Origin of the sequence: Pseudomonas sp. S60, from assembly GCF_016647865.1 — a bacterium.
In the GTDB taxonomy this organism is placed as follows: Bacteria; Pseudomonadota; Gammaproteobacteria; order Pseudomonadales; family Pseudomonadaceae; genus Aquipseudomonas; species Aquipseudomonas parafulva.
Window position 1 is genome coordinate 74,499 of record NZ_JACVVH010000007.1, and the last position, 24,667, is coordinate 99,165.

The following is a 24,667-nucleotide window of genomic DNA, read 5'->3' on the forward strand; positions in this document are numbered from 1 at the left end:
GAAACAATCCTCTTAGGTAATAACGCCGCGCAGTCTATCAGTTAACGCGCCCAGGTGCCTGCCTGCGTACACGTTTCCAGATCCCGTGCGAGGGCCCGCTCAACCCTGCGCATATGGCGCGCAAGCGCCTGACGCTTGCGCCGCAGTTGCATAGGCGTAATGCCCGGGTGGTCCAGCGCTTCACAGGCTTCCATCAGTTCACAGGCCTCAAGCATGCGTGCAGCGCTCAGCACTTTGTGTGCCTGCGCCGCGATGGCAGGGCCGTCGTGCTCAGGGTCTGCCGCCATCAAGGTGGCAAAGTCGGCCTGCAGGCTTTGCTGCAGCGCTTGCATGAACCGCAGGCGGTCTGCCGGGTCATGGCCCACGACGCCCGTGAGCCCGTCCAGGCGATAGGGCTTGGCGCGTGCTTTTTTTCGGTCAAGCGGCCGGATGCCGGCCAAGCGTTGGCTGAGGGTGCCCAGGCTGATCGGCTTCAGCAGGCAGTCATCCATGCCCGCGCTCAGGCATTTGCGCCGCACCTCCGGTTGCGCGTTGGCGGTGTAGCCAAGGATGGTACAGCGCGCTCGCCCGGTCGTGCGTTCTTCATTGCGTACCGCCGCCGCCAGTTGGTAACCGTTCATGTGGGGCATGTTGCAGTCGAGCACCAGCACGTCGAAGTCGCCTCCACGCCAGGTGGCGAGGCCTTCACGACCATCCCCCGCGCTGGTGTGCTCGATGCCCAGGTACCCCAGCTGCTGTGCCATCAGTTGCAGGTTGGCTGGGTGGTCATCGATCACCAGCACGCGCAAGCCTGGGTCTGGGACCACGAGCGGCTCGCTGACAGGGGCTGGCTGGACTGCTGCGTCAACCCTGTGCAGCGGCATCTTCAACCGGACCTGTGTACCCACCCCCTCCAGGCTTTTGATGGCCAGGTCACCGCCCATCATTTCACACAGGTTCCGGCAGATGGTCAGCCCCAGGCCCGTCCCGGCACGGGCCCCCTGGCTGTGAGGGTTGGCCTGCACGAACGGGTTGAACAGCCGCTGGATGTCCTCAGGTGGGATGCCGATGCCACTGTCACGCACTTCCAGGTCCAGCACACTGGCCCCGTCGGCGCCGTCTTGCAGGCTGACGCGGATACGTACATGGCCGTGCTCAGTGAATTTGATGGCATTGCTGACCAGGTTGGACAAGACCTGCTTGAAACGAAGTGGATCAAGCAGGGCGTGGCAGCGTGCGCCAGGCTCGATGATAACTTCGAGTGCCAGCCCTTTTTGCCGCGCCTGCCCTTCGAATATACGCCCCACGGACTCGACCAGTGCGGCCAGGTCAACCGCCTCGGGCACCAGGGTCAAGTGGCCGGACTCAATCCGGATGATGTCGAGGATATCGCCAATGAGGCCCAGCAGGTCTTTGGCTGAGTGGTAGGCCAGCTCCAGGGCGTTGCGGTCGACGCGGCCTTGATCGGCGCGTTTCACTGCCAGTTCGAGCATGCCGATCACCGCGTTCATGGGTGTGCGGATTTCATGGCTGATGGTGGCCAGGAAGGTGCTTTTGGCACGGTTTGCGTCATCGGCCTGCTGCTTTGCCTGACGCAGTTCGTTGACCAACTGGCGACGGTCGCTGATGTCGATCCACCCACCAATGATCCCCTGGACCTCGCCCAGGGAGTCGCGGTAGGGGAGAATCCAATGATAAATGGTGATCTCCCGGTCCTTGATGCGCAGCGGGCGGTCCATGATCATCGGCGAGCCGGCCGCCATGACCTTGCGGTAATCCGCCTGGATCTGCCGAGTCTGCTCGCAGTCGGCGAACAGGCTGTTCTCAAGCTGCTTGCCGATCACCTCTTCGGCGCTGGCCTGGACCGCTTCGAGATAGCTGTAGTTACAGCTTTGCAGGCAACCGCTGCGATCGCGCACATACATGGGGTGTGGCGTGCCGTTGAGCAGTGCCCGCATGAACGCCAGCTGATCGTTCAGTGCCCGGTCGGCCCGCTGACACTGGCGAATCTGGCAGCGTAACCGCGCATTCCAGAGCAGCGCGAGCAGCAGGAGCACTGCACTGGCCAGTACCACCGGCACGGCCAACCGACGCAATTCCCCGCTGCTGCCTTCGTCCTGCAGGCTGTAGCCGCGCCAGCGGTTGTTGATGACCCCCAGTTCCTCTGGAGAGATGCTCAGCAGTGCCTTGTCCAGAATGGAGATCAACAGTTGCGAAGGGGCGCTGGTCGCCATGGCGAAGCTGGCAGGGTTGCGGCCAACCGTCGTACGGATGACCAGCTCAGGGTTGATTGCCAGTGCATGGTTGGCGTCGATCAGGGTGGTAATGACGGCATCAACGGCGCCACTGTTGAGCAACGCCATCGAATAGAACGGGCTCTCGGTTTCCACCCAGCCTATTTCCGGGTAATAGCGCGAGAGCATGTCGTCCAGGCCGCTGTACCGGGTGATTGCAATGCGCTTGCCACGCATCTGGTCCAGTGATACTGGGGCTTGCTTCTGCTTGCGATTGACCAGCACATAAGTGCTTTCGAGGTAGGCGCGGCTTATCAGCAAGTCGCCTTCGGCCGGGCCACCGGTTGCCAGCGCAGCAATCACATCGGCGCGGCCATCCTTGATCCTGGAGAGCATGTCGGCGATGCCGCTGGCGCGCTCAACCTCAAAGCGCAGCCCGGTGCGCAGGCTGATCAGTTCGAGCAGGTCGGCGGTGATGCCGCGAAAATGCCCCGACCCATCGAAGTACGACAGTGGGGCAGCGGTGTCATCCACTGTGACACGCATCACGGGGTGGCGCTTCAGCCATTGGGCTTGCGCGCTGGTCAGCTGCAGCTTGCGATCGGTGAGCAGCAGGTCGCTGCCGGGGCTCCAGCGCTTGAAAATGCTCGAGCGAATGGCGGCGGGCTGGTTGTCCAGCACAGCGTTGACCAACCCCAGCAGCACTGCGTCCTGCTGACGCAGCGCGAAGCCGAACCCGAGCGCTTCATGCTTGCTGAAGCTCGCCATGCGCAAACGGGGCAGTTGCCCACGGCTGAGTTGGTAGTGGGTAGAAATGGTATCGCCGATAAACACATCGGCCTGGCCGAAGGCCACGGCGTTGAGTGCTTCGCTCGTGGACCCGAATGCCATGAGCTGCGCCTGAGGGTAGGCGCTGAGTACTTCCTTGCGCGGCAGGTAATGGTAGAGCATGGCCAGCCGCATGCCACCCAGCCCTGTGTCCAGTGCGCGCTGCTCGTCCTCACGGGTCACTAGCACTGGTTGGTCGATGGCGTACGCATGGGAGAGCCGCAACCCGTCATACACGGCGTCGTAACCGTTGGCACTGCCCAGTAGATCGATGTCGCCATCCTTCAGTGCTTGCAGGGCCGCTTGGCGGTCCGGGTAGCGCATGACGCGAACCGGCAGCCCCAGTGCGTCGCCGATCAGGCTCGCATACTCGGCAGTGAGGCCCTGGTAGTCACGGGCGCCGCTGCTGATGTCAAAGGGCGGGTAGTCGGGTGCCGAGGTACCCAGCACCAGTTCGTCGCGGCTGAGCAGCCACTGTTGCTGCTCAGGGGTGAATACCGGCTGCGCCGGCTGTGCAGTCGACCGTGCCAGCAGCGTATAGGGCGCCACCTCCCGCTGCTGTGCTTGGGTCAGGGCACCGGGCAGCAGGAGCACGAGCAGCAGACAGCAAGCGAGAAGGCGCACCATGCTGCCCTCAGACCAGTGCGTTGCGCTTGGCCACTTCGATCAGGTCGACCAATGTGTTGACTTGAAGTTTGTGCATCAGGCGCTTTTTATAGGTGCTGACAGTTTTGCTGCTCAGAAACATGCCCTTGGCAATGTCCTTGTTACTGCGCCCTTGGGCGAAAAGTTGCAATACCATCAACTCGCGGTCATTGACGTGGCGCAGAAGTTCGAGGTCGTTATCGGCAGTGTGTGGGTGTTTGATCGCCTGGCTGGGGAAATAGTTATAGCCTGCCAGCACGGCCTTGATTGCGCTGAGCAACTCGCCCAGGTCTTCCTGCTTGCACACGTACCCGGCCGCGCCGGAATGCATGCAGCGCACGGCAAATAGTGCAGGTGATTGCGCAGTGAGAACCAGCACCTTCAAGGGCAGTGCCATGGACTGGAAACGCGCCAGCACCTCCAGCCCGTCAAGCTTGGGGATGCTGATGTCGAGAATGACCAGGTCGGGTGTGGTCTCGCGAATCATCTGCATGGCGTCGACGCCGTTGTCCGATTCCCCGACGACCCGGTAATTCTGGTTTTCCAGAAGCATACGAACGGCCAACCGGATGACGGGATGATCGTCGACGATAAATATGGAGTGCATGTTCAACTTCCCTGCGTTCTATGAGGGTGACAGGCGGCACCTTATCGCAGATGGAAGTCGTGGGTAACGTGAGGATTGCCCATTCTTTGTTTATGGGAAACGGCTTACAGGATAAAACAAAAGGGGCTACGTAACAGCCGATTAATTGAGGAAGTCAAAAGGTGTTTGGTAACTTTTCATTGGAATTTATGCTCGATGTTTAATAGTGCGCTCAAGTTGTAGGAAGTTTCCTAGCTGGAGCCTGCGGCACGGCCGTGCCACGCCGCAGGGGCCCTGCCTTACGGCGGGCCTGAGCGCCCCGTCATCTCCCGTGCCATTTCGCTGGCGTAGCTGTCCGTCATGCCCGCGATGAAGTCGATCATGCGCAAGAAAGCGCCATACAGCGAGCCGTGAGGGTCGGGTGCATTACTGCCCAGCAGGTCCAGCACGCGGCGGCTCTTGAAGGAAGGGCTGCGCCCACCATGCTGCTCAAGCGCCGCTCCACAGAAGGCATTGAGCAGAATTTCGAGCGTGGTATAGGCACCGATTTCGTGCAGCGTCTTGCGTTTATCCTGGAATATCTTGTTGCGCGCCATCGCCTTTGCCTGCAGCACGCAGCGTTGGGCTGGGCCATGCATGTGCTCGACCAGATCGCCAGGCAGGCGACCGGCCAGCAGCGCCTGCTGTTGTTCGACAAAGGCGTAGGCTGCGGCGTTGGTCAGGTGCTCGATGGCTTTGCCGCGCAGGATCGCCAGCTTGCGCCGACGGGAGTCGTTTGGCCCCAGCTGCCGATAGGTTTCCGGCAGGTCATTGCCCACCAGGTCCAACAGCAGGGCTTCTACCTCTGCGTATTGCAGCAAGTCCATCTCCAGGCCGTCTTCCAGGTCGATCAACCCGTAGCAGATGTCGTCGGCCGCTTCCATCAGGTAAACCAGCGGGTGGCGTGCCCAGCGTTGGTCCTCAAGCAGTGGCAAACCCAGTTTGCGCGCAATTTGTTCGAGCAAGGGCAGTTCGCTTTGGTAGCTGCCGAATTTATGCTTCTTGTAACCCAGCGCGTCGGCGTGGCGAGCGCTCCAAGGGTATTTGAGGTAAGTGCCGAGCGTGGCGTAAGTAAGGCGGGTGCCGCCGTCGAACTGGTGATATTCCAGCTGGGTCAACACCCGGAAGCCCTGGGCGTTACCTTCGAAGTTGAGAAAGTCGGCGCGCTCATCATCGCTCATGTCGTCCAGCCAGCCGCGCCCCGCAGCCTGCTGGAACCAGTGGCGGATAGCATCTTCGCCTGAGTGGCCGAACGGTGGGTTACCGATGTCATGGGCCAGGCAGGCTGACTGCACGATCATCCCAAGGTCGCTGGGTGCACACCAGTCCGGCAGGCTGTTACGCAAGGTTTCGCCTACCCGCATACCCAGTGAGCGGCCCACGCAGCTGACTTCCAGCGAGTGGGTAAGGCGCGTGTGGATATGATCGTTGCTGGTGACCGGATGAACCTGGGTTTTGCGCCCCAAGCGGCGGAATGCGCCAGAGAAGATGATGCGATCATGGTCTTTGTGGAAGGGGCTTCGGCCAAGTTCATCGGCACTGTACTGGGCTTTGCCCAGGCGTTCGCGGGTGAGCAGGGTATGCCAGTCCAAGGCGCGGTCTCCTGTGGGTCCAAAGGGCAAGCATACGCGCTGCCTGCGGCCGTGCAAGGCCGCAGGCTTAGGGGATGTGCGTATTCCGGGCCTTCAGGCGCGGCGATTACCCTGAAGGTAAAGGCGCACCAACGGCAACAAGCTGGTGCCCAGGCGTACGAGGCGTGGCAGGCTGCCGCTGCGAACACCCTTGCCGGTCAGAAAGCCCAGCGCGACGACTGCGCCGATCCCCCACAAGGGTGCATGCTTGATGCCAAGGCCTGCCTGCAGCGAGCCGCCCATGCCGCGCATGCGCCGTACCGGCTCAAGCAGTTGGCCGGTTTCGTGGCGGATTTCCTGCCGGTTCATCTCCATGCGCAAGCGCAGCAAGGCTTTACGCAATTCTTTCGGGTTTCGCGAGGTGGGCAGTTCTGGCAGGTTCATGGCAGAAGGCGCTCCCTGTCCTTGGCAAGTTCTTCGAGAGTGGCATGGAAGGGCGACGATTCATCGAACACCGCGGCCTTCAGGCGCAGACCGCAGTAGACCGCTGCCAGGCCGTAGAACACGCACAGGCCAATGATGCCGGCCAAGCGATAACTGTCCCACAGCAATACCAGTAGCAGGCCGGAGAGGGCCGTCAGCAGCAACAATGCAAACACCAAGGCCAGGCCTGCAAACAGCAACAGGCGCAACGTACGGCCTTTCTGCTCTTGCAGTTCAATGCCGAGCAGTTCGATGTGGTTATGCAAAAGCCCGAGGATGGCGGCACCCAGGCGCCGACCTGCGGCGCCGGCGCCTACAGCATCATTGTCCATGTAAACCCCTTAACGCCGGTTGGCCAGCAAACCGATCAACAGGCCTACGCCAGCGGCGATGCCGATAGCGTGCCAGGGCTTTTCCTGAACATACAGTTCGGCCGTGCCGAGCGCGGCTTCACCACGCTCACGCACTGACTCCTGTGTCTCGTACAGGGTTTCGCGGGCCTGGGCCAGACGCTCATGGATCTGCTCACGCAATTCGTCAGCCTGGTCGCCTGCCAGGTTGGCAGTGTCGGCCAGCAACTTTTCCGTGTCGCGCACCAAGGCCTGGAAGTCAGCCATCAGTACTTCTTGTGCATGCTTTGCCGATTTGCTGGCCATGTGTCTCTCCCTGTCAATCAATGATGGTACTTCGAGTGATGGCACACCCGAAGGTTCAAGTGCGTCAGCTGGTATGAGCTTTGCTAAGGGTTTGCCAGAGGGCTGCTTCGCCATGGTGCGCTGCAAGCTCTGTTTGCGCCGATCAGGGGCGCCCGTCCGAGGCCCTGGCGCTAAACCTTAACCCAAGCCACCTTAGCAGCGATGGGCAACTTCGCAGCGCGGGTCCATTTTCTCGAATGGACCACACCAGCACCGTGATGGTGCATGCCTGCGCCCCCATGAGCTGTCCTGGTGCTTTTTCGCAGGTCTGCCAAACCCATGGAAAATTCGCTCAGTGCGATGGACTCACTGGTCCACGGTTCCAACACCCTGTTCATTCTGATGGGGGCCATTCTGGTACTGGCCATGCACGCCGGCTTCGCGTTTCTTGAAGTAGGCACGGTGCGTTACAAGAACCAGGTCAACGCATTGTCAAAGATCCTCAGCGACTTCGCCGTTTCGGCGCTGGTGTACTTCTTCATCGGTTACTGGATAGCCTACGGCGTAGGTTTTTTCCAGCCAGCGGCTGCGCTCGCCGCTGACCAGGGGTATGCGCTGGTCAAGTGTTTCTTTCTGCTGACCTTTGCTGCTGCGATCCCGGCAATCATTTCGGGCGGTATCGCTGAGCGGGCACGGTTTGTACCGCAGTTGTGCGCCACGGCAGTGATTGTGGCATTCGTCTACCCGTTCTTCGAAGGCATGGTCTGGAATGGCAACCTGGGTGTACAGGCTTGGCTGCAGGCCCGGTTTGCTGCACCGTTTCACGATTTCGCCGGCTCCATCGTGGTGCATGCCATGGGCGGCTGGCTGGCATTGGCCGCAGTCGTGCTGTTGGGGCCACGCCGTGGGCGTTATCGGGACGGCCGCCTGGTGGCATTTGCGCCTTCCAGCATACCGTTCCTGGCGCTGGGCTCGTGGATCCTGATCATCGGCTGGTTCGGCTTCAATGTGATGAGCGCTCAGACGCTGCAAGGGGTCAGCGGGCTGGTGGCGATCAACTCGCTGATGGCCATGGTGGGTGGCACCTTGTCGGCACTGCTGGCCGGGCGCAATGACCCAGGGTTCCTGCATAACGGGCCGCTGGCGGGGCTGGTTGCCATCTGTGCGGGTTCTGACGTGATGCACCCGGCCGGTGCACTGGCGACCGGCCTGGTGGCCGGTGTGCTGTTCGTCTGGACCTTCACCGCCGCGCAGAACCGCTGGAAGATCGATGACGTACTGGGCGTGTGGCCCTTGCACGGCCTGTGTGGGGTCTGGGGTGGGGTGGCGTGTGGCATCTTCGGCCAGACCGCGTTGGGTGGTTTGGGGGGTGTCAGCCTGTGGAGCCAGCTGTTGGGTACCCTGGCCGGGGTGGTGGTGGCGCTGGCCGGTGGGTTTGCGGTGTATGGCACGGTGCGCGCCGTGCTTGGCTTGCGCTTGAGCCACGAGCAGGAATTCGAGGGGGCTGACCTGTCGCTGCACCGCATCGGCGCCACTACCCAGGATTGATCAGGTTTGGGTGCAGGGGCAGCGTTAACGGCCTAGAATAGCGTTCTGCACATGCAACGGAGCCCGCCCCATGCTGCCTGAATGCCAATTGTTCGGCACCCTTGGCTGCCACCTGTGCGAGGTGGCGGAGGCTGTGCTGATGCCTTTCGTCGACCATGGCCTGTTGGTCGAATTGGTGGACATTGCCGACAACGAGGCGCTGTTCGAGCGCTACGGGCTGGTCATCCCGGTGTTGCGCCGCTGCGACAACGGGGGTGAGTTGCACTGGCCATTCGATGCCGAACAGGTCGTGGCTTTCCTGGAGCAATGAGGCCCCTGGAGGATCCCTGACCCTGCTCCAAGTGGGCGGTGATAGGTGAATGCTTGGCCGGCGGCACACGGGTGCCGACCTGGTCAACCTTCATCGGAATCGCCTGTCATGCTGCTTACCCCGCACTTCACCCTAAGGGAAATGATCGTGTCCCAGTTAGCCGCCCGGGACGGGTTCGACAACACCCCGCCAGGCCCTGTGGTCGACAACCTCAAGCTGCTGTGCAACACCCTGGAGCAGGTGCGCGCCCTGTTCGACGCCCCCATCATCATTAGCAGTGGCTACCGCAGCGAGCGCCTTAACACGTTGATTGGTGGCTCCGCCAAAAGCCAGCATGTGCAGGGGCTTGCGGCCGATTTCACGGTCATCGAGGTATGCCCGCGTGAAACAGTACAGCGCATCTGCGAGAGCCCCATTGGGTTCGACCAGCTGATTCTGGAGTTCGACAAGTGGGTGCACCTGTCAGTCAGCCGTGGGGCGCCAAGGCGGCAGGTGTTGACCATACGCAAGGGCAGCGGTTACCTGCCCGGCCTGCAATAGGGTGCATTGACGACCACGGAGGGATGTTCGTATGCTGTATATAAATACAGTGTCGAGGTGAATCCATGCTCAATGTCGAGCAATTGAAGTACAGCGTCAACCGCATGCCTGTTGAGCGGGTGGCCGACGCTGTCCTGGAGCTGCGCCTCGAAGGGCTGGTGACCGACAACCTCACGCCTTTTGGCAAAGTGCATTTCAATACCTGTTTTGCCGAGATCGAGGCCTTGTTCCAGCGTGCGGGGTACCACCGTGGCCTCGATGTGGTGGGTTATGAGGGGCTGCTGTACGCCCTCTACGACCCGGGGCGCTGGGAGCCCGTGCAGGTGTTGCGGTGGTTGAAGGCACGCAGCGAGGCGTTGGCCCAGGCTGGCTGACAGCGCAAGCATGGGGGATAATGCGCGGCCTTGCCCGCTTCGAGCCACGCCATGACCACGCCCTTCGACCCCGCCCAGCAGCAAGCCAGCACGGTGTGCTTGCCACCGGGGGGCTGGGCAACCGTGCTCGACTGCTTGTGCGATCACTTCAAGGCCATCGACCGTAGCCAGTGGCTCGACCGTTTTGCCCGTGGCCGGGTGCTGGATGCGCAGGGGCGGCCGGTAGCGGCCAGCCTGCCGTACAAGCGGGGCATGCGCCTGCATTATTTTCGCGAGGTGCCCAATGAGCGGGTCATTCCTGCCCAGGAAGTGGTGCTGCATGCTGACGAACACCTTGTGGTGGCCGACAAACCGCATTTTCTGCCCGTGACGCCTGGCGGCGAATACGTGGAGCAAACGCTGCTGCGCCGGTTGATCCGCCGCCTCGACAACCCGAACCTGGTCCCGTTGCATCGGATAGACCGCCATACTGCGGGCCTGGTGCTGTTTTCTGCCAACCCGAACTCCCGCAGCGCCTACCAGCGGCTGTTCCCCGAGCGGCGTATCGAAAAACGCTATCAGGCCATTGCCGCCGCCATGCCGCAGCACAGCTTTCCGCTGGTGCATAAAAGCCGTCTGGAGCACGGGGAGCCGTTTTTCCGCATGCATGAGGTGGACGGGCAGGCCAACAGCGAAACCGTGGCTGAAGTGCTGGAAAAGAATGGCGGGCTATGGCGCTACGGCCTGTCCCCGGTAACTGGCAAGACCCACCAACTGCGGGTTCACATGGCCGCGTTGGGGGCGGGTATCAGCAACGATCCTTTTTACCCCCACCTGCGCACTGTCGAAGATGACTACCAACAACCGCTGAAACTGTTGGCCCAGAGCTTGCGTTTTGTCGACCCGCTGTCTGGCGAGGAACGCTATTTCCAGAGCCGTCTGCAACTCGACTGGTAACGCCTGCAAAGGCGCCCGGTAACGGGCGCCTGGCGTACAGGCCTCAGCGGTTGAACCGCTCCACCAGCGAATACTGGCTGCCGGCAGTCGTGTTCAGCTCCTCGCTCAACAGCGCCGAATGCTGCGCCTGCTCGGCTGTTTGGTCAGCAAGGTCGGCAATGGTGCTGATGTTGCGGCTGATCTCGTCGGCCACGGCAGTCTGTTCTTCAGTTGCGGCAGCAATCTGGGTGGCCATGTCGGTGATGTTGGCCACTGCCTCACTGATGCCCACCAGCGCCTCGTCGGCCTGCATCACCCGATCCACCCCCTCCTGCGCCTGACGGTGACCGCTTTCCATGGTGGTGACGGCATTGCTGGCGGTCTGTTGCAGCTTGGCGATCAGGCTGTGGATCTGCCCAGTGGACTCGGCGGTACGCTGGGCCAACTGGCGCACCTCATCGGCGACCACCGCGAAACCACGCCCCATCTCACCCGCGCGCGCTGCCTCGATGGCTGCGTTGAGGGCCAGCAGGTTGGTCTGGTCGGCAATGCCTTTGATCACATCCACCACGCCGCCGATCTCGTCACTGTCCTTGGCCAGCTGGGTCACGGTCTGCCCGGTTTCGCCAACTGCCGCCGACAGGCGCTCGATGGCTTCACGGGTTTCACCCGCAATCTGCCGACCCTGGCCAGTAAGGCGGTTGGCCTCCTGGGTGGCATCGGCGGTGCGTTGCACGTGGTTGGCCACTTCCTGGGTAGTGGCGGCCATCTGGTTGACGGCGGCAGCAACCTGCTCGGTTTCCACCCGCTGGCGTTCCAGCCCCGAAGAGCTCTTGTGTGCCAATACATCGGATTGACGCGCCTGGTCGCTCAAGTGCTCGGCGGTATCCTGCAGGCGTGTCAGGCAGGTTTTCATGCGTGCGTCCTGGCTCAGCATGGCCATTTCCAGGCGTGCCTGCACCCCGCGGCTGTCTGTGTACATTTGCGCGATCAGCGGGTCGGACGTGGTCTGTTCGGCCAGGCGCAGCAGGCGCTTGAGCCCGCGCTGCTGCCAGGTCAGGCCCAGCAGGCCCAAGGGCACGGAAAGCGCCGCGGCCAACGCGAAGCCCCAGGAGTGCCCCAGCCATATGCCAATCAGGAAGCCGATCTGGCTGATCAGAATGAAGGGCAGCCAGTCCTGCAGCACTGGCAGCCAGCGGTCGCGGCGCGGGACCGCGGGTTTGCCCTGGTTGATGCGCTGGTACAACGCCTCGGCGCGGCGGATCTGCTCAGCGGTCGGCTTGACCCTGACCGATTCGAAACCGACAACCTGGTTGTTTTCGAAAACCGGTGTGACATAGGCATTGACCCAGTAATGGTCGCCGGTCTTGCAGCGGTTCTTGACGATACCCATCCAGGGCTGGCCCTGCTTGAGGGTTCGCCACATGTGGGCGAACACGGCGGCCGGCACGTCGGGGTGACGGACCAGGTTGTGCGGCGCACCCATCAGCTCTTCGCGGGTAAAACCGCTGATTTCGATGAACGCATCGTTGCAGTAGGTAATAACGCCTTTGGCATTGGTGGTGGAGATCAACCGCTGCTTGGCAGGGAAAGTCCGTTCTCTCTGGGTAATCGGCTGGTTGTTACGCATGGCTTGGATGTCCGCGGGGCTTTGGAGGGCTATCGGCACGCCGCGTGTTTTGTTGAGGGAATATTTGCAGGGCTTGATCCAAGGCAATACGCCAGTAACGCACTTGAATTACCGAACGTGAAAGTTCGCAGGTGATAGCCGCAATAACGCGCTTTTTATTGCGTTTAAGTGACGGCGCGGTGAACTATTCATTGCGCTGATTGTAGGGGCACCTGCGCGCAGGGCGCAGGTGCGCCATTGCTTTCACGCCGCTATGAGTTGGCGCAACACGTAATGCAGGATGCCGCCGGCCTTGAAGTATTCCACCTCATTGAGGGTGTCGATGCGGCACAACACCTCGATGTCCAGCTGTTGCCCATCCTCGCGGGTGATGCGCAGTGGCAAGCTCATGCCGGGGTGAATGTGCACGCCTTCAAGGCCGGTTAGCTCGATCTGCTCCCTGCCGGTGAGGCCCAGCTGCTTGCGGTCGTGCCCAGCCTTGAACTGCAGAGGGAGCACGCCCATGCCGACCAGGTTCGAGCGGTGGATACGCTCGAAGCTCTCGGCAAGCACAGCCTTGACCCCCAGCAGGTTGGTGCCCTTGGCCGCCCAGTCGCGGCTGGAACCAGTGCCGTACTCCTGGCCGGCAATCACCACCAGCGGTGTGCCGTCCTGTTGGTAACGCATGGCGGCATCGTAGATGGACAGTTTCTCACCCGTGGGTACGTACAAGGTGTTACCACCTTCCTCGCCGCCGAGCATTTCATTGCGGATGCGAATATTGGCAAAGGTGCCCCGCATCATGACTTCGTGGTTGCCGCGGCGCGATCCGTAGGAGTTGAAATCCCTGGGCTCCACACCTTTGTCACGCAAATAACGCCCTGCCGGGCTGTCGGCCTTGATGTTGCCCGCAGGCGAGATGTGGTCGGTGGTGACCGAGTCGCCCAACAGCGCCAGTATGCGTGCGCCACGGATGTCGGTGATCTGCGGGGCGGGCCCCTCGATCCCCTCGAAGAAGGGCGGGTGCTGGATATAGGTGGAGTCGTCCTGCCACACATAGGTAGCAGCCTGCGGCACTTCGATGGCCTGCCACTGGGCATCGCCAGCAAACACCTCGGCGTACTCCTTGTGGAACATCGCGGTGTCGACCTTGGCTACCGCAGCAGCCACTTCCTGCTGGGTGGGCCAGATGTCCTTCAGGTAGACAGGCTGGCCATGCTTGTCGGTGCCCAGCGGGTCCTTGGTCAGGTCCACACGCACACTGCCAGCCAAGGCATAGGCCACCACCAGGGGCGGGGAGGCCAGCCAGTTGGTCTTGACCAGTGGGTGCACCCTGCCTTCGAAGTTGCGGTTGCCCGACAGCACCGAGGCGACAGTCAGGTCGGCGTTGGCAATGGCTTTTTCAATCGGCTCGTCCAGCGGCCCGGAGTTACCGATGCAGGTGGTGCAGCCATAGCCCACCAGGTCGAAGCCCAGTTCGTCGAGGTAGGGCGTAAGCCCGGCCGCGTGGAAGTACTCCGTGACCACCTTCGAACCAGGGGCCAGCGAGCTCTTGACCCACGGCTTGCGTTGCAGGCCTTTTTCCAGGGCCTTTTTGGCAACCAGGCCTGCCGCCATCATGACGCTGGGGTTGGACGTGTTGGTACACGAGGTGATGGCCGCAATGACCACCGCGCCGTCGCGCAGCGTGTGGGTTTGCCCCTGGTGGCTGTAGTCGATTTCGCCGGCCTGGTCAGCATTGCCAACGGCCACGCCGCCGCCGCCCTCGCTCTCCAACCGCCCGACTTCGCGAGCAAGCGGTTTGGGCTGCAGTTCGATGAAGTGGTCGAAGGCCTGGCTGACCTGGCCCAGTGCTACCCGATCCTGAGGGCGCTTGGGCCCTGCCAGGCTGGATTCCACATCGTGCATGTCCAGGGCCAGCGTGTCGCTGAACAACGGTTCCTGGCCCGGTAGGCGCCACAGCCCCTGGGCCTTGCAGTAGTGCTCCACCAGTTCCACGGTGGCAGCCGGCCGGCCCGACAGCCTCAGGTAGTCCAGGGTTACATCATCCACCGGGAAGAAACCGCACGTGGCGCCGTATTCCGGTGCCATGTTGGCGATGGTTGCACGGTCGGCCAGGGGCAGCTCGGCCAGGCCGTCGCCGTAGAATTCGACGAACTTGCCCACCACGCCTTTCTTGCGCAGCATTTGGGTCACCGTCAGCACCAGGTCGGTGGCGGTGATGCCTTCGCGCAGCTTGCCGGTCAGCTTGAAGCCAATCACCTGCGGTATCAGCATCGATACCGGCTGGCCGAGCATCGCCGCTTCCGCTTCGATGCCGCCCACACCCCAGCCCAGCACGCCCAGGCCATTGATCATGGTGGTGTGCGAGTCGGTGCCCACCAGCGTGTCGGGGAACGCGTAGGTACGGCCGTCCGCCTCGCGGGTCCAGACCGTACGGCCCAGGTATTCAAGGTTGACCTGGTGGCAGATGCCGGTGCCCGGTGGTACCACGCTGAAGTTGTCGAAGGCACTTTGGCCCCAGCGCAGGAATGCGTAGCGCTCGCCGTTGCGCTGCATTTCGATGTCGACGTTTTCGCCGAAAGCCTGTGCAGTGCCGTAGTGGTCGACCATCACCGAGTGGTCGATGACCAGGTCCACCGGCGACAGCGGGTTGATGCGTTGTGGGTCGCCGCCGGCCTTGGCCATGGCCGCGCGCATGGCGGCCAGGTCGACCACTGCCGGGACGCCGGTAAAGTCCTGCATCAGCACGCGGGCCGGGCGGTATTGGATTTCGCGGTCCGAGCGGCGCTCGGTCAGCCACTGGGCCAGCGCGTGCAGGTCGTCGCGGGTGACGGTTTTGCCGTCTTCCCAGCGCAGCAGGTTTTCCAGCAGCACCTTCAGCGACATGGGCAGGCGCTGCAGGTCACCCAACTGGCGGGCGGCCTCGGCAAGGCTGAAATAGTGGTAGGTCTGGTTGCCGACTTGTAGCGGCTTGAGGGTTTTCAGGCTATCGAGCGAGGGCATTGCCAACTCCTTCTGCGCCGGTGCCAGGCAACGACGCAAGGGGTTGCCGGTAGCACCGCTGTGTACCAGCCCGCACGGCACGGGCCTGGCTGAATGGTCAGGTTAGTCCGGTTTGCGTTACCTGACCCTTTTCTGGACCGGCGGGGCATGTCGCAGGTTCCGAACTTCCTTTATCATCGCGGCCCTGCCGGCGCCTTGGGTGCGCCAGCCGTCGTGGAGTGAGAGATGAATACCCTGTTCATGCATTGCCGGCCCGGTTTCGAGGGCGAGGTGTGCGCCGAGATCAGCGAACACGCTGCCCGTGTGGGCGTTGCCGGTTACGCCAAGGGCAAGGCGCATGGCGCCTGCGCCGAGTTCGTCTGTAGCGAGGCGGGCGCTGCCGAGCGGCTGATGGGCGCGCTGCGCTTCAGCCAGTTGATCTTTGCGCGGCAGTGGGCATGTGGTGGGTACATCGAGTTGCCGGAAACCGACCGCATCAGTGTGCTGCTGGAGCAGCTGGCGGGCCAGCCGGTGTTCGGCAGCCTTTGGCTGGAAGTGCTGGACAGCAATGACGGCAAGGAACTGTCCACGTTCTGCCGCAAGTTCGAGGCGCCGTTGCGCAAGGCGCTGGAGAAGGCTGGCCGGCTGGTCGAGGACACCTCACGCCCGCGCTTGCTGCTGACCTTCATCAGCGGCCGACGGGTGTTTGCCGGTAGTGCACCGCCTGCCAACAGCGCGCTTTGGCCAATGGGCATCCCGCGCCTGAAGTTCCCCCGCGAAGCGCCCAGCCGTTCGACGTTGAAGCTGGAAGAAGCCTGGCACCAGTTCATCCCGCGGGAGCAGTGGGAGCAGCGCCTGGGCGACGACATGACGGGGGTGGACCTGGGTGCTTCGCCTGGCGGCTGGACGTATCAGCTGGTGCGACGGGGCATGCTGGTCACGGCCATCGATAACGGGCCTATGGCAGAAAGCCTCATGGACACGGGGTTGGTGCAGCATTTGATGGCCGATGGTTTCACCTGGCGGCCGAAGCAGGCGGTGGACTGGATGGTGTGTGACATCGTCGAGAAGCCAGCACGGACCACTTCGCTGATCGAAACGTGGTTAGGCGAAGGGCTGTGTCGGGAGGCGGTAGTCAACCTCAAGTTGCCGATGAAACAGCGGTATGCAGAGGTGCGGCGGTTGCTGGATCGGATGGAGGCGACGTTCAAGGCGAGCAAGGTGAGGGTGTCGATTGCTTGCAAGCAGCTTTACCATGACCGTGAGGAAGTGACGTGTCATTTGCGGCGGTTGGATCTGAAACCGCGCCAGTGATGGCAGCCACGGGCATGCCTTGGTTTGTGCGGTGGTGCTTGGTCTCGCAGGCAAAACCATTATCGAGGCGAGCACCATCCAGCTTGGTCCACACCGAACAATGCGCGACAATGGCAATCATTTTGCGGAGCCCTCCATGACCGACTTCACCCCTGATGCCACCCTCGACGCCACGGGCCTGAATTGCCCTGAACCGGTGATGATGCTGCACCAGCACGTGCGTGATCTGGCCGCAGGCGGCCTGCTCAAGGTCATCGCCACCGACCCCTCCACGCGCCGCGACATCCCCAAGTTCTGCAACTTTCTTGGCCACGAACTGCTGCAGCAACAGGAAGAGGCTGGCACCTTCCTGTACTGGATCCGCAAGAAAGCCGACTGAAGCGCTCTGGAACACACCCCGCGTTGCGCCTACACTGCGCTGCCCAGACAGGAGAGCGCCATGCTGATAGTTGCCGACGAGAATATCCCGCTGCTCGATGCATTCTTCCAGGGCTTCGGCGAGATACGCCGATACCCAGGGCGGGGGCTCGATGCTGCCAGCGTCAGGGATGCCGACATTCTGCTGGTACGCTCCGTCACCAAGGTGGATCGCCAACTGCTTGAAGGCAGCCGCGTGCGCTTCGTGGGTACGTGCACCATTGGTACCGACCACCTCGACCTCGATTACTTCACCCAAGCGGGTATCCGCTGGAGCAGCGCCCCTGGCTGCAATGCCCGAGGCGTGGTGGATTACGTATTGGGCAGCCTGCTGACACTTGCCGACCTCGAAGGGGTTGCGCTGCCTGACAAGGTCTACGGTGTGGTGGGCGCCGGTGAGGTGGGCGGGCGGCTGGTGCGTGTGCTACGTGGCCTGGGGTGGAAGGTCATGGTGTGCGACCCGCCGCGCCAGGCTGCCGAGGGCGGTGATTACGTCAGCCTTGATGCCATCCTGGAACACTGCGATGTGATCAGCCTGCATACGCCCCTGCAGCGCGGCGGGGGTTGCCCTACCTGGCATCTGCTCGGCCAGCCGCAACTGGCCCGCCTGCGCCCCGGTGCCTGGGTGCTCAATGCCAGCCGCGGGCCCGTCATCGACAATGCAGCCTTGCGCGAACTGCTGAACGCGCGTGCCGATGTGCACGCTGTATTGGACGTGTGGGAAGGGGAGCCGGAGGTCGACCTGCCATTGGCCGACCTGTGCACGCTGGCCACCCCGCATATCGCAGGCTACAGCCTCGATGGCCGCCAGCGCGGTACCGCACAGATCTACCAGGCGCTGTGCCGCTATTTGGGCGTTGATGAGCAGGTGGCGCTAGCCGACCTGCTGCCACGCCCGCCACTGGCGCAGATCGAGCTGGATGCCGGTGCGGATCTGCAATGGGCACTGGCTACCCTGTGCCGTGCGGTCTATGACCCACGCCGCGACGATGCGGATTTGCGCCGCAGCCTCAGTGACGACAGCCAACGGCAACGGGCAGCGTTCGACCAGCTGCGCAAGCACTACCCGCCGCGTCGTGAAATCGAGGGCCTGGCCGTTCATGTACGTGGAGACTCGCCGCAATTGGTGCAGATGGTAGGGGCGTTGGGCGCAAGGCTGGTTTGAAAACAGCCGAGCAGGGGTTGGCGAACAACGCCATCTAGCGGGCGAAAAAAACCCGGCACAGGTGCCGGGTTACAGGAAATTCGCCAATCAGTCCTTGCGTACGCGCTCCACCCGGCTTTCTTCCAAGGCTTTGCAGGCCTGCTGGATCATCTGCTCGGTGATGGGTACCTCACGCCCCTGTGCGTCGATCAGGGCGCCGGCAACCTTTTGCTGCGGTGCGCACCCAGGCTTGGCGTGGTGGTCGTGGTTGGATTGCACGTTCATGCATGGTCTCCTCTTCAGTGACGGAATCAGGTTAACCCTGCGCCATGACCAGGCGGGGACAAGCCTCTCGCGGGCCAGGCAGGCACAGTGCAACAGATACGGCGCAAAAGCTCCATACCAGGGTTAGATCGATAGGCTATAGCAGCCTCCGGCAGTTCCATGAGGGGGGATGAGTGGTAGGCTGGAGGGCCCACCTTTTTGTGATAACCCCCATGCCTCACTCCGATGCTCGCCCACGCCGCGCCTTGCGCCTGGCCTGGCAGTTCGTTCGCCCCTACCGCCAGCGCGTGCTGCTGGCGCTGCTGGCACTGGTTGTGACCGCAGCCATTACCCTGTCCATGGGGCAAGGCATACGGTTGCTGGTGGATCAGGGGTTCATGACCGGGTCGGTGCACCAGCTCAACCAGACTATCGCGCTGTTCATGGCGTTGGTTGTTGCTCTGGCGTTGGGAACGTTCAGCCGCTTTTACCTGGTGTCGTGGATTGGCGAGCGCTGTGTGGCGGATATCCGTCGGGCGGTGTTCGACCACCTGCTGACGCTGCACCCTGGGTTTTTCGAAGACAACCGCAGCTCCGAAATACAGTCGCGGCTGACCGCCGATACCACCTTGCTGCAGTCGGTGATCGGTTCGTCCCTGTCCATGTTCCTGCGTAATGCGTTGATGGTGATCGGCGGGGTGATTGTGCTGTTCATCACCAATCCCAAACTGACCAGCATCGTGGTGGTGACGCTGCCAGTGGTGCTCGCCCCGATTCTGTTGTTCGGTCGCCGGGTACGCAGCCTGTCGCGCCTGAGCCAGGACCGGGTGGCGGACGTGGGCAGTTACGTGGCCGAAACCCTCGGCCAGATCAAGACTGTGCAGGCCTATACCCATCAGGCCCACGACCGCGAGCAGTTTGCCGAGGCTGTCGAAGAGGCGTTTTCGGTGGCCCGCAAGCGTATTGCCCAGCGAGCCTGGCTGATCACGCTGGTCATCATGCTGGTGCTCGGGGCGATTGGGGTGATGTTGTGGGTAGGCGGTACGGACGTTATCGCTGGGCGCATTTCGGCCGGCGAGCTGGCGGCGTTCGTGTTCTATAGCCTGATCGTGGGGAGTGCGTTCGGTACGCTGAGCGAAGTGATTGGCGAGCTGCAGCGGGCGGCGGGCGCGGCTGAGCGCATTGCCGAACTGCTGGCCGCCACCAGTGTGATCCAGCCCCCTGCACCAGCACAGCAGCTGCCCCTGGCGCGGGCGAGCGGGCGCATCGCGCTGCACAACATCGTGTTTGCCTACCCCTCACGCCCGGCAGTGGCAGCCATTGACCACCTCAGCCTGGAGATCGAGCCTGGGCAGACGGTGGCGCTGGTTGGGCCTTCGGGGGCTGGCAAGTCCACCCTGTTCGACTTGCTGCTGCGCTTCCATGACCCACAGCAGGGGCGCATCCTGCTTGATGGCATCGCAATTGACCAGCTCGAACCTGACACGTTACGCCGGCAATTCGCCCTGGTGGCGCAGAACCCCTCGCTGTTTCGCGGTACGGTGGCGGCGAATATCCGCTATGGCCGGCCGCAGGCCACCGACGTGCAGGTTGAAGCGGCGGCGCAGGGTGCCCATGCGGACGCGTTCATCCGCCAATTGCCGCAGGGTTACCAGACCCTCCTCGGGGAGGGTGGCATCGGCCTGTCCGGTGGCCAGCGACAACGCATCGCGATAGCCCGGGCCTTGTTGGTGGATGCGCCGGTGCTGCTGCTCGATGAGGCCACCAGCGCCTTGGATGCGCAAAGCGAGTACCTGATTCAACAGGCACTCCCCGCACTGATGGCAGGCCGGACCACGCTGGTGATCGCCCACCGCCTGGCGACGGTGCAGCATGCCGACCGCATCGCAGTGATCGATAAAGGCCGCGTGGTTGCGGTGGGCACTCACCGCCAGTTGATCGAGACCAGCCCGCTGTATGCGCGGCTGGCTTCGTTGCAGTTCAACACCGATTAGCCTGCAGCGGGGTTGTCATATTTTTGTAGTAATTGCCTGAGACTATCTGCCCAACTGTTGTGCACGTGCTCGAACTGGCTGCTATCTGCTTGATGGCAGCTTTTTTTTGGCCTGCCTTCCGGGACAGGGAGTGTCTAGACGGGTGTCGCGTGCGCGCGCCGTTTCTTCCCTTCCTGTTTTTGAGATGCATGATGTTTAGCAAATCCCTCAAGGTGCAGATTCTGCTGATGCTGGGCGGTAGCCTGGCGGCCATGTTGCTGATCGCGCTGGTGTCCTTTCAGTTCCTGTCTTCCAGCGTTCGTAGCTATGCCCAATTGGTGGACGGGCCACTGCAGGCCTCCCAGATGATCGAAGAGGCCAATCTTCAGTTCAAGATTCAGGTGCAGGAATGGAAAAACGTGCTGCTGCGCGGGCGTCAGCCTGCGGATATGGACAAGTACTGGCAGCAGTTCCAGGCGCGAGAACAGCAGGTGCAACAACTGCTGGACCAATTGATCGAGCGCAGTGACAGCCGCTTGAAGGGGCCACTGCAGCAACTGCGTGACAGCCACCTGCAACTGGGGCAGGACTACGAGCGCGGGCGTCAGGCCTTTATCGCCGCCGGGGGCGACCCATTTGCCGGCGACCTCGCGGTGAAGGGCGTAGACCGCGCGGCCAGCGAGCAGATGAGCCAGCTAGTCGAGCAGTTGCGTGCCGAGGCCGGCCAACGTGCCGGCGTCATCAGTGCCAATGCCGAACGTACCGTTTGGCTGGGCCTGCTGGTGATGCTGGCCTCAACACTGCTGGTAGGCCTGCTGAGCCTGTGGCTGGTGAATCGCAGCCTGGTCCAGCCTATACGGCAACTGATCGACTACGTCGCTCAGCTCAGCCAAGGCCGGTTCGAAGGCCGCGTGGAAAGCCGCCGGCAGGATGAGCTGGGGCGCCTGGCGAAGGCGGCCAACACCTTGCGGGATTTTCTGGCCGAGACCGTTGGCCGGCTCAAGGGCAATGCCCACGAGCTCGAGGACGCCAGCGGCCAGCTGCGCCACATTGCCAGCGAGATGGCAAACGGTACCGAAGACCAGTTCCAGCGTACCGACCAGGTCGCCACCGCCATGCACGAGATGTCTGCCACGGCCCAGGAAGTTGCCCGGCACGCCGCCGAGGCGGCGCGGGCAGCGGATGACGCCGACCAGGGTGCCCAGGCGGGTGAGCAGGTGATGCAGCAGACCATCGACATCATCGGCATGGTGAACCGGGAAATCACCGGCACGGCGGCGGTGATCCGCCACCTGGAAACCGACAGCGCACGTATTGGTAAAGTGCTTGAGGTCATCCGTGGTATCGCCGAGCAGACCAACCTGCTGGCTCTCAACGCTGCCATCGAAGCGGCCCGGGCTGGTGAGGCCGGGCGTGGCTTTGCCGTGGTGGCGGACGAGGTGCGCAGCCTGGCGCAGCGCACCGCTGCCTCGATTGCCGAGATCCACCAGATTATCGACGCCGTGCAGGGTGGTGCGGTTGAAGCGGTGAAGGCCATCCAAAGCGGCCAGCAGCGCAGCGAAGAGGGTGCCGAGCAAGTGCAGCAGGCGGGCCAGATGCTGCGGCGCATCACCTTGGCCGTCGAGGCCATTCGCGATATGAACAGGCAAATTGCCACGGCCGCCGAAGAGCAGACCAGTGTGGCCGAGGACATCTCCCGCAACCTGGTCGAAATCACCCGCATCGCGACCGCAAACCAACAGGCGGTGCAACACACCGAGCAAGCGGGGCAGCGCCTGCATGGGTTATCTGGGCAATTGGCGCAGGTGACCTCGCGGCTCAGCGCCTGAGGCGTTGCAATCCACAAAAAAGGCACAACAAAAAGCCCGCTCATGGCGGGCTTTTTGACAAGGATTTGGTCGGAGAGACAGGATTCGAACCTGCGGCCTTCTCGTCCCGAACGAGACGCGCTACCTGGCTGCGCTACACTCCGATGAACAAAATCCTACTGCATCCCGATTTTGCACGCAAGCCCTTGTTGTTAAAAGGGGCTTTGCCAAAATCGGGTGCCTGATCAGAGCTCTTTGACGGTACGGATCTGGTCTTTGTTCAAGCGCATGCGCTTGCCGTCCAACTGCTCGAATTCGTAGAAGCCGGAGTCTTCATCGTAGGACGGTTTGTCCACGGCCTGAATTTCGCGGCCGTCGTTCAGCGTAATGACCGATGGGGTCGAGCAGCCTGCGAGGGCGGTCATGCCCGCAGCGAGCAGGAAGGCGGGAAGGGTCCGTTTGATCATCGTGGTTCTCCAAGTGCGATGGTGCAAGATGACAGTTAAGACGCGGGACGTTAGTGCAAGTTCCTTTCAAGTGCAGCATAACGGCAATGCCGTTGCTTGATCCAGCGCAAGCGCGGGGCACATCCTCTGTCGGCGCATGGGCTGTGATATAACTGCGGCCATTGCATGTACTTGTGATGGATACCCATGAGAGCCAAGGCAGATACCCCCTTTGTACCGCTGAACATTGCTGTGCTCACCGTCAGCGATACCCGTACCTTCGACACCGATACCTCTGGCCAGGTCTTCGTTGACCGGCTGAGCGCTGCAGGCCACCGTCTGGCCGAACGCGTGCTGCTCAAGGACGACCTGTACAAGATCCGTGCGCAGGTGGCCACCTGGATCGCCGATGACCAGGTACAAGTGGTGCTGATCACCGGCGGTACCGGCTTCACCGGCAGGGATAGCACCCCAGAGGCGGTCACCTGCCTGCTCGACAAGCAGGTAGAGGGTTTTGGCGAGCTGTTCCGCCAGATATCAGTGGCTGATATCGGGACATCGACGGTGCAGTCCCGGGCCCTGGCCGGCCTTGCCAATGGCACCCTGGTGTGCTGCTTGCCTGGCTCGACCAATGCCGTGCGCACAGGCTGGGACGGCATCCTGGCCGAGCAGCTTGATGCGCGGCATCGCCCGTGCAATTTTGTCCCCCACCTGAAGCAGGCAGCGGCCTGTGAAAGCCGTGGTTGAGGCGATTCAGGCCAGCGCGCTGATGCCGGTGGAGCAGGCCCTCGACCATTTGCTGGCGCTGGCCGATGCTGCGCCGCTGCGCGAAGTGCAGACCGTTGCACTGGCCGAAGCACAGGGCAGGGTGCTGGCAACGGACCTGGTGGCGTCCCTCGACCTGCCACCTTGGCCCAACAGTGCCATGGACGGGTACGCATTGCGCATGGCTGACTGGCAGGGCCAGCCGCTACCCGTCAGCCAGCGGATTTTTGCCGGCCATGCACCGCAGCCATTGCAACCAGGCACTTGTGCGCGCATTTTTACCGGGGCACCCGTGCCGCAGGGCGCCGACTGTGTGGAAATGCAGGAAAATGCCGCGCTTGGCGATGACGGCCGTGTCACCTTCCTGCAGGCTTTGAGCCCTCAGCAGAATATTCGTCCCCAAGGCCAGGAAACCCGCAAGGGCGAGCAGGTGATGGCTGCCGGCACTCGGCTGGGGCCGATCGAGTTGGGCCTTGCTGCCACATTGGGGCACGGGCACCTGGATGTGGTGCGCAAAGTGCGCGTTGCCGTGCTGTCTACAGGTGACGAGCTGGTCGAGCCTGGCCTGCCGCTGGGGCCTGGGCAGATCTACAACAGCAACCGCCAACTGTTGCTCAGCTGGTTGCTGCGCTTGGGCTGTGACGTGGTAGATGCTGGCATCCTGCCCGATGACCTGGCGCGCACGCGAGCCTGCCTCGCAGACCTGAGGGATGTCGACCTGATCTTGTCCACCGGTGGGGTGTCTGTCGGTGAGGCGGACTACCTGGGCGCTGCCCTGCGCGAGGCCGGTGAATTGGCGCTGTGGAAGCTGGCAATCAAACCGGGCAAGCCGCTCACGTTCGGCTATTTCCAGGGTGTGCCGGTGATCGGCCTGCCGGGTAACCCGGCCTCCACCCTGGTCACCTTCGGCCTGCTGGCCAGGCCTTACCTGCTCCGCCGGCAAGGGGTTGCCGATGTGACCCCGTTGAGTTTCCCCATGCCGGCCGGCTTCGACTGGCCCAAGCCTGGTAACCGCCGGGAGTACCTGCGTGCGCGCATCGAGCAAGGCCAGGTGCGTATCTACAAAAACCAGAGTTCAGGTGTGCTGCGCAGCGCAGTGTGGGCTGAGGGCCTGGTCGAGGTGCTTGAGGGCACCACACCGAAGCAGGGCGACAGCGTACGGTTCATTCCTTTCAGCGAATTGCTCGGCTGAGCGGCCTCGGTGCCTGCACCCGCTATTTTCGGGGGTGCATGCAACGAATATGCGCTGCGAATG

General features: G+C 62.5%; 22 protein-coding genes, 1 tRNA gene and 1 pseudogene. 13 read left to right on the plus strand and 11 right to left on the minus strand.

All coding sequences use genetic code 11. The features are described 5' to 3' along the window. Window positions 1–41: 41 nt before the first annotated feature. The 6 genes from IAE33_RS05495 to IAE33_RS05520 form a co-directional block, all read right to left on the minus strand. Window positions 42–3,668: an ATP-binding protein gene (locus IAE33_RS05495; RefSeq protein ID WP_201162734.1), complete on the minus strand. Its 3,627-nt coding sequence runs from the start codon at window positions 3,666–3,668 to the stop codon at window positions 42–44. Window positions 3,669–3,675: 7 nt separating this feature from the next. Continuing rightward, window positions 3,676–4,293, minus strand: a complete 618-nt coding sequence (locus IAE33_RS05500; RefSeq protein WP_060482156.1) for a response regulator transcription factor — start codon at window positions 4,291–4,293, stop codon at window positions 3,676–3,678. A gap of 278 nt (window positions 4,294–4,571) precedes the next feature. Continuing rightward, complete coding sequence (locus tag IAE33_RS05505; protein ID WP_060482157.1) at window positions 4,572–5,903, minus strand: deoxyguanosinetriphosphate triphosphohydrolase; 1,332 nt, start codon at window positions 5,901–5,903, stop codon at window positions 4,572–4,574. A gap of 93 nt (window positions 5,904–5,996) precedes the next feature. After that, a complete protein-coding gene (locus tag IAE33_RS05510) occupies window positions 5,997–6,326 on the minus strand; it encodes a hypothetical protein (protein WP_028632442.1) in 330 nt (109 codons plus the stop codon). Then, entirely contained in the window at window positions 6,323–6,697 is a 375-nt protein-coding gene (locus IAE33_RS05515) for a phage holin family protein (protein ID WP_028632443.1), read from the minus strand. Before IAE33_RS05515 ends, IAE33_RS05510 begins: the two co-directional genes overlap by 4 nt. A gap of 9 nt (window positions 6,698–6,706) precedes the next feature. Next, entirely contained in the window at window positions 6,707–7,021 is a 315-nt protein-coding gene (locus IAE33_RS05520; protein WP_201162736.1) for a DUF883 family protein, read from the minus strand. 318 nt (window positions 7,022–7,339) lie between these two features. Between IAE33_RS05520 and IAE33_RS05525 the strand changes: the two genes are divergently transcribed. The 5 genes from IAE33_RS05525 to IAE33_RS05545 all read left to right on the plus strand — a co-directional run bounded on the left by IAE33_RS05525 (window position 7,340) and on the right by IAE33_RS05545 (window position 10,708). Then, a complete protein-coding gene (locus IAE33_RS05525) occupies window positions 7,340–8,548 on the plus strand; it encodes an ammonium transporter (protein WP_201162738.1) in 1,209 nt (402 codons plus the stop codon). Between the two features lie 70 nt (window positions 8,549–8,618). Continuing rightward, complete coding sequence (locus IAE33_RS05530) at window positions 8,619–8,858, plus strand: glutaredoxin family protein (protein ID WP_060482159.1); 240 nt, start codon at window positions 8,619–8,621, stop codon at window positions 8,856–8,858. 108 nt (window positions 8,859–8,966) lie between these two features. Further along, window positions 8,967–9,398: a D-Ala-D-Ala carboxypeptidase family metallohydrolase gene (locus IAE33_RS05535; protein ID WP_201162740.1), complete on the plus strand. Its 432-nt coding sequence runs from the start codon at window positions 8,967–8,969 to the stop codon at window positions 9,396–9,398. A gap of 65 nt (window positions 9,399–9,463) precedes the next feature. Further along, entirely contained in the window at window positions 9,464–9,772 is a 309-nt protein-coding gene (locus IAE33_RS05540) for a hypothetical protein (protein WP_060482161.1), read from the plus strand. A gap of 51 nt (window positions 9,773–9,823) precedes the next feature. Beyond that, window positions 9,824–10,708, plus strand: a complete 885-nt coding sequence (locus IAE33_RS05545) for a pseudouridine synthase (RefSeq protein ID WP_060482162.1) — start codon at window positions 9,824–9,826, stop codon at window positions 10,706–10,708. A gap of 43 nt (window positions 10,709–10,751) precedes the next feature. Here IAE33_RS05545 and IAE33_RS05550 read toward each other — a convergent pair whose 3' ends face one another. Further along, entirely contained in the window at window positions 10,752–12,317 is a 1,566-nt protein-coding gene (locus IAE33_RS05550) for a methyl-accepting chemotaxis protein (protein ID WP_201162742.1), read from the minus strand. A gap of 243 nt (window positions 12,318–12,560) precedes the next feature. Next, entirely contained in the window at window positions 12,561–15,302 is a 2,742-nt protein-coding gene (acnA, locus tag IAE33_RS05555; RefSeq protein ID WP_201162744.1) for an aconitate hydratase AcnA, read from the minus strand. A 225-nt stretch (window positions 15,303–15,527) separates the two neighbouring features. Here acnA and rlmM point away from each other — a divergent pair, with 225 nt between their 5' ends. From rlmM to pdxB, 3 genes are all read left to right on the plus strand, one after another. Continuing rightward, complete coding sequence (rlmM, locus tag IAE33_RS05560) at window positions 15,528–16,595, plus strand: 23S rRNA (cytidine(2498)-2'-O)-methyltransferase RlmM (RefSeq protein ID WP_201162746.1); 1,068 nt, start codon at window positions 15,528–15,530, stop codon at window positions 16,593–16,595. Window positions 16,596–16,731: 136 nt separating this feature from the next. Then, on the plus strand, window positions 16,732–16,974 hold the full coding sequence (tusA, locus tag IAE33_RS05565; protein WP_060482166.1) for a sulfurtransferase TusA: 243 nt from the start codon (window positions 16,732–16,734) through the stop codon (window positions 16,972–16,974). 60 nt (window positions 16,975–17,034) lie between these two features. Further along, window positions 17,035–18,177: a 4-phosphoerythronate dehydrogenase PdxB gene (pdxB, locus tag IAE33_RS05570; RefSeq protein ID WP_201162748.1), complete on the plus strand. Its 1,143-nt coding sequence runs from the start codon at window positions 17,035–17,037 to the stop codon at window positions 18,175–18,177. A gap of 87 nt (window positions 18,178–18,264) precedes the next feature. Here pdxB and IAE33_RS05575 read toward each other — a convergent pair whose 3' ends face one another. Further along, complete coding sequence (locus IAE33_RS05575) at window positions 18,265–18,441, minus strand: PA1571 family protein (protein ID WP_169338807.1); 177 nt, start codon at window positions 18,439–18,441, stop codon at window positions 18,265–18,267. A 212-nt stretch (window positions 18,442–18,653) separates the two neighbouring features. Between IAE33_RS05575 and IAE33_RS05580 the strand changes: the two genes are divergently transcribed. The 3 genes and pseudogenes from IAE33_RS05580 (at window position 18,654) to IAE33_RS24880 (ending at window position 22,222) form a co-directional block, all read left to right on the plus strand. Next, a complete protein-coding gene (locus tag IAE33_RS05580) occupies window positions 18,654–20,414 on the plus strand; it encodes an ABC transporter transmembrane domain-containing protein (RefSeq protein WP_201162749.1) in 1,761 nt (586 codons plus the stop codon). A gap of 764 nt (window positions 20,415–21,178) precedes the next feature. Beyond that, window positions 21,179–21,289, plus strand: a pseudogene (locus IAE33_RS24875) (hypothetical protein); the annotation flags it as partial. Window positions 21,290–21,517: 228 nt separating this feature from the next. Then, entirely contained in the window at window positions 21,518–22,222 is a 705-nt protein-coding gene (locus tag IAE33_RS24880; protein ID WP_428829799.1) for a methyl-accepting chemotaxis protein, read from the plus strand. Window positions 22,223–22,288: 66 nt separating this feature from the next. Here the strand turns inward: IAE33_RS24880 and IAE33_RS05590 are convergent. Continuing rightward, window positions 22,289–22,365, minus strand: a tRNA-Pro gene (locus IAE33_RS05590). 81 nt (window positions 22,366–22,446) lie between these two features. Then, entirely contained in the window at window positions 22,447–22,668 is a 222-nt protein-coding gene (locus tag IAE33_RS05595) for a YgdI/YgdR family lipoprotein (RefSeq protein WP_201162751.1), read from the minus strand. 186 nt (window positions 22,669–22,854) lie between these two features. Here IAE33_RS05595 and moaB point away from each other — a divergent pair, with 186 nt between their 5' ends. Together moaB and IAE33_RS05605 are read left to right on the plus strand one after the other, a co-directional pair. Beyond that, complete coding sequence (gene moaB, locus IAE33_RS05600; RefSeq protein ID WP_201162752.1) at window positions 22,855–23,394, plus strand: molybdenum cofactor biosynthesis protein B; 540 nt, start codon at window positions 22,855–22,857, stop codon at window positions 23,392–23,394. Further along, window positions 23,378–24,604 (plus strand): molybdopterin molybdotransferase MoeA, encoded by a 1,227-nt coding sequence (locus IAE33_RS05605; RefSeq protein WP_201162753.1) that lies wholly within the window; start codon window positions 23,378–23,380, stop codon window positions 24,602–24,604. Before moaB ends, IAE33_RS05605 begins: the two co-directional genes overlap by 17 nt. Window positions 24,605–24,667: the final 63 nt, after the last annotated feature.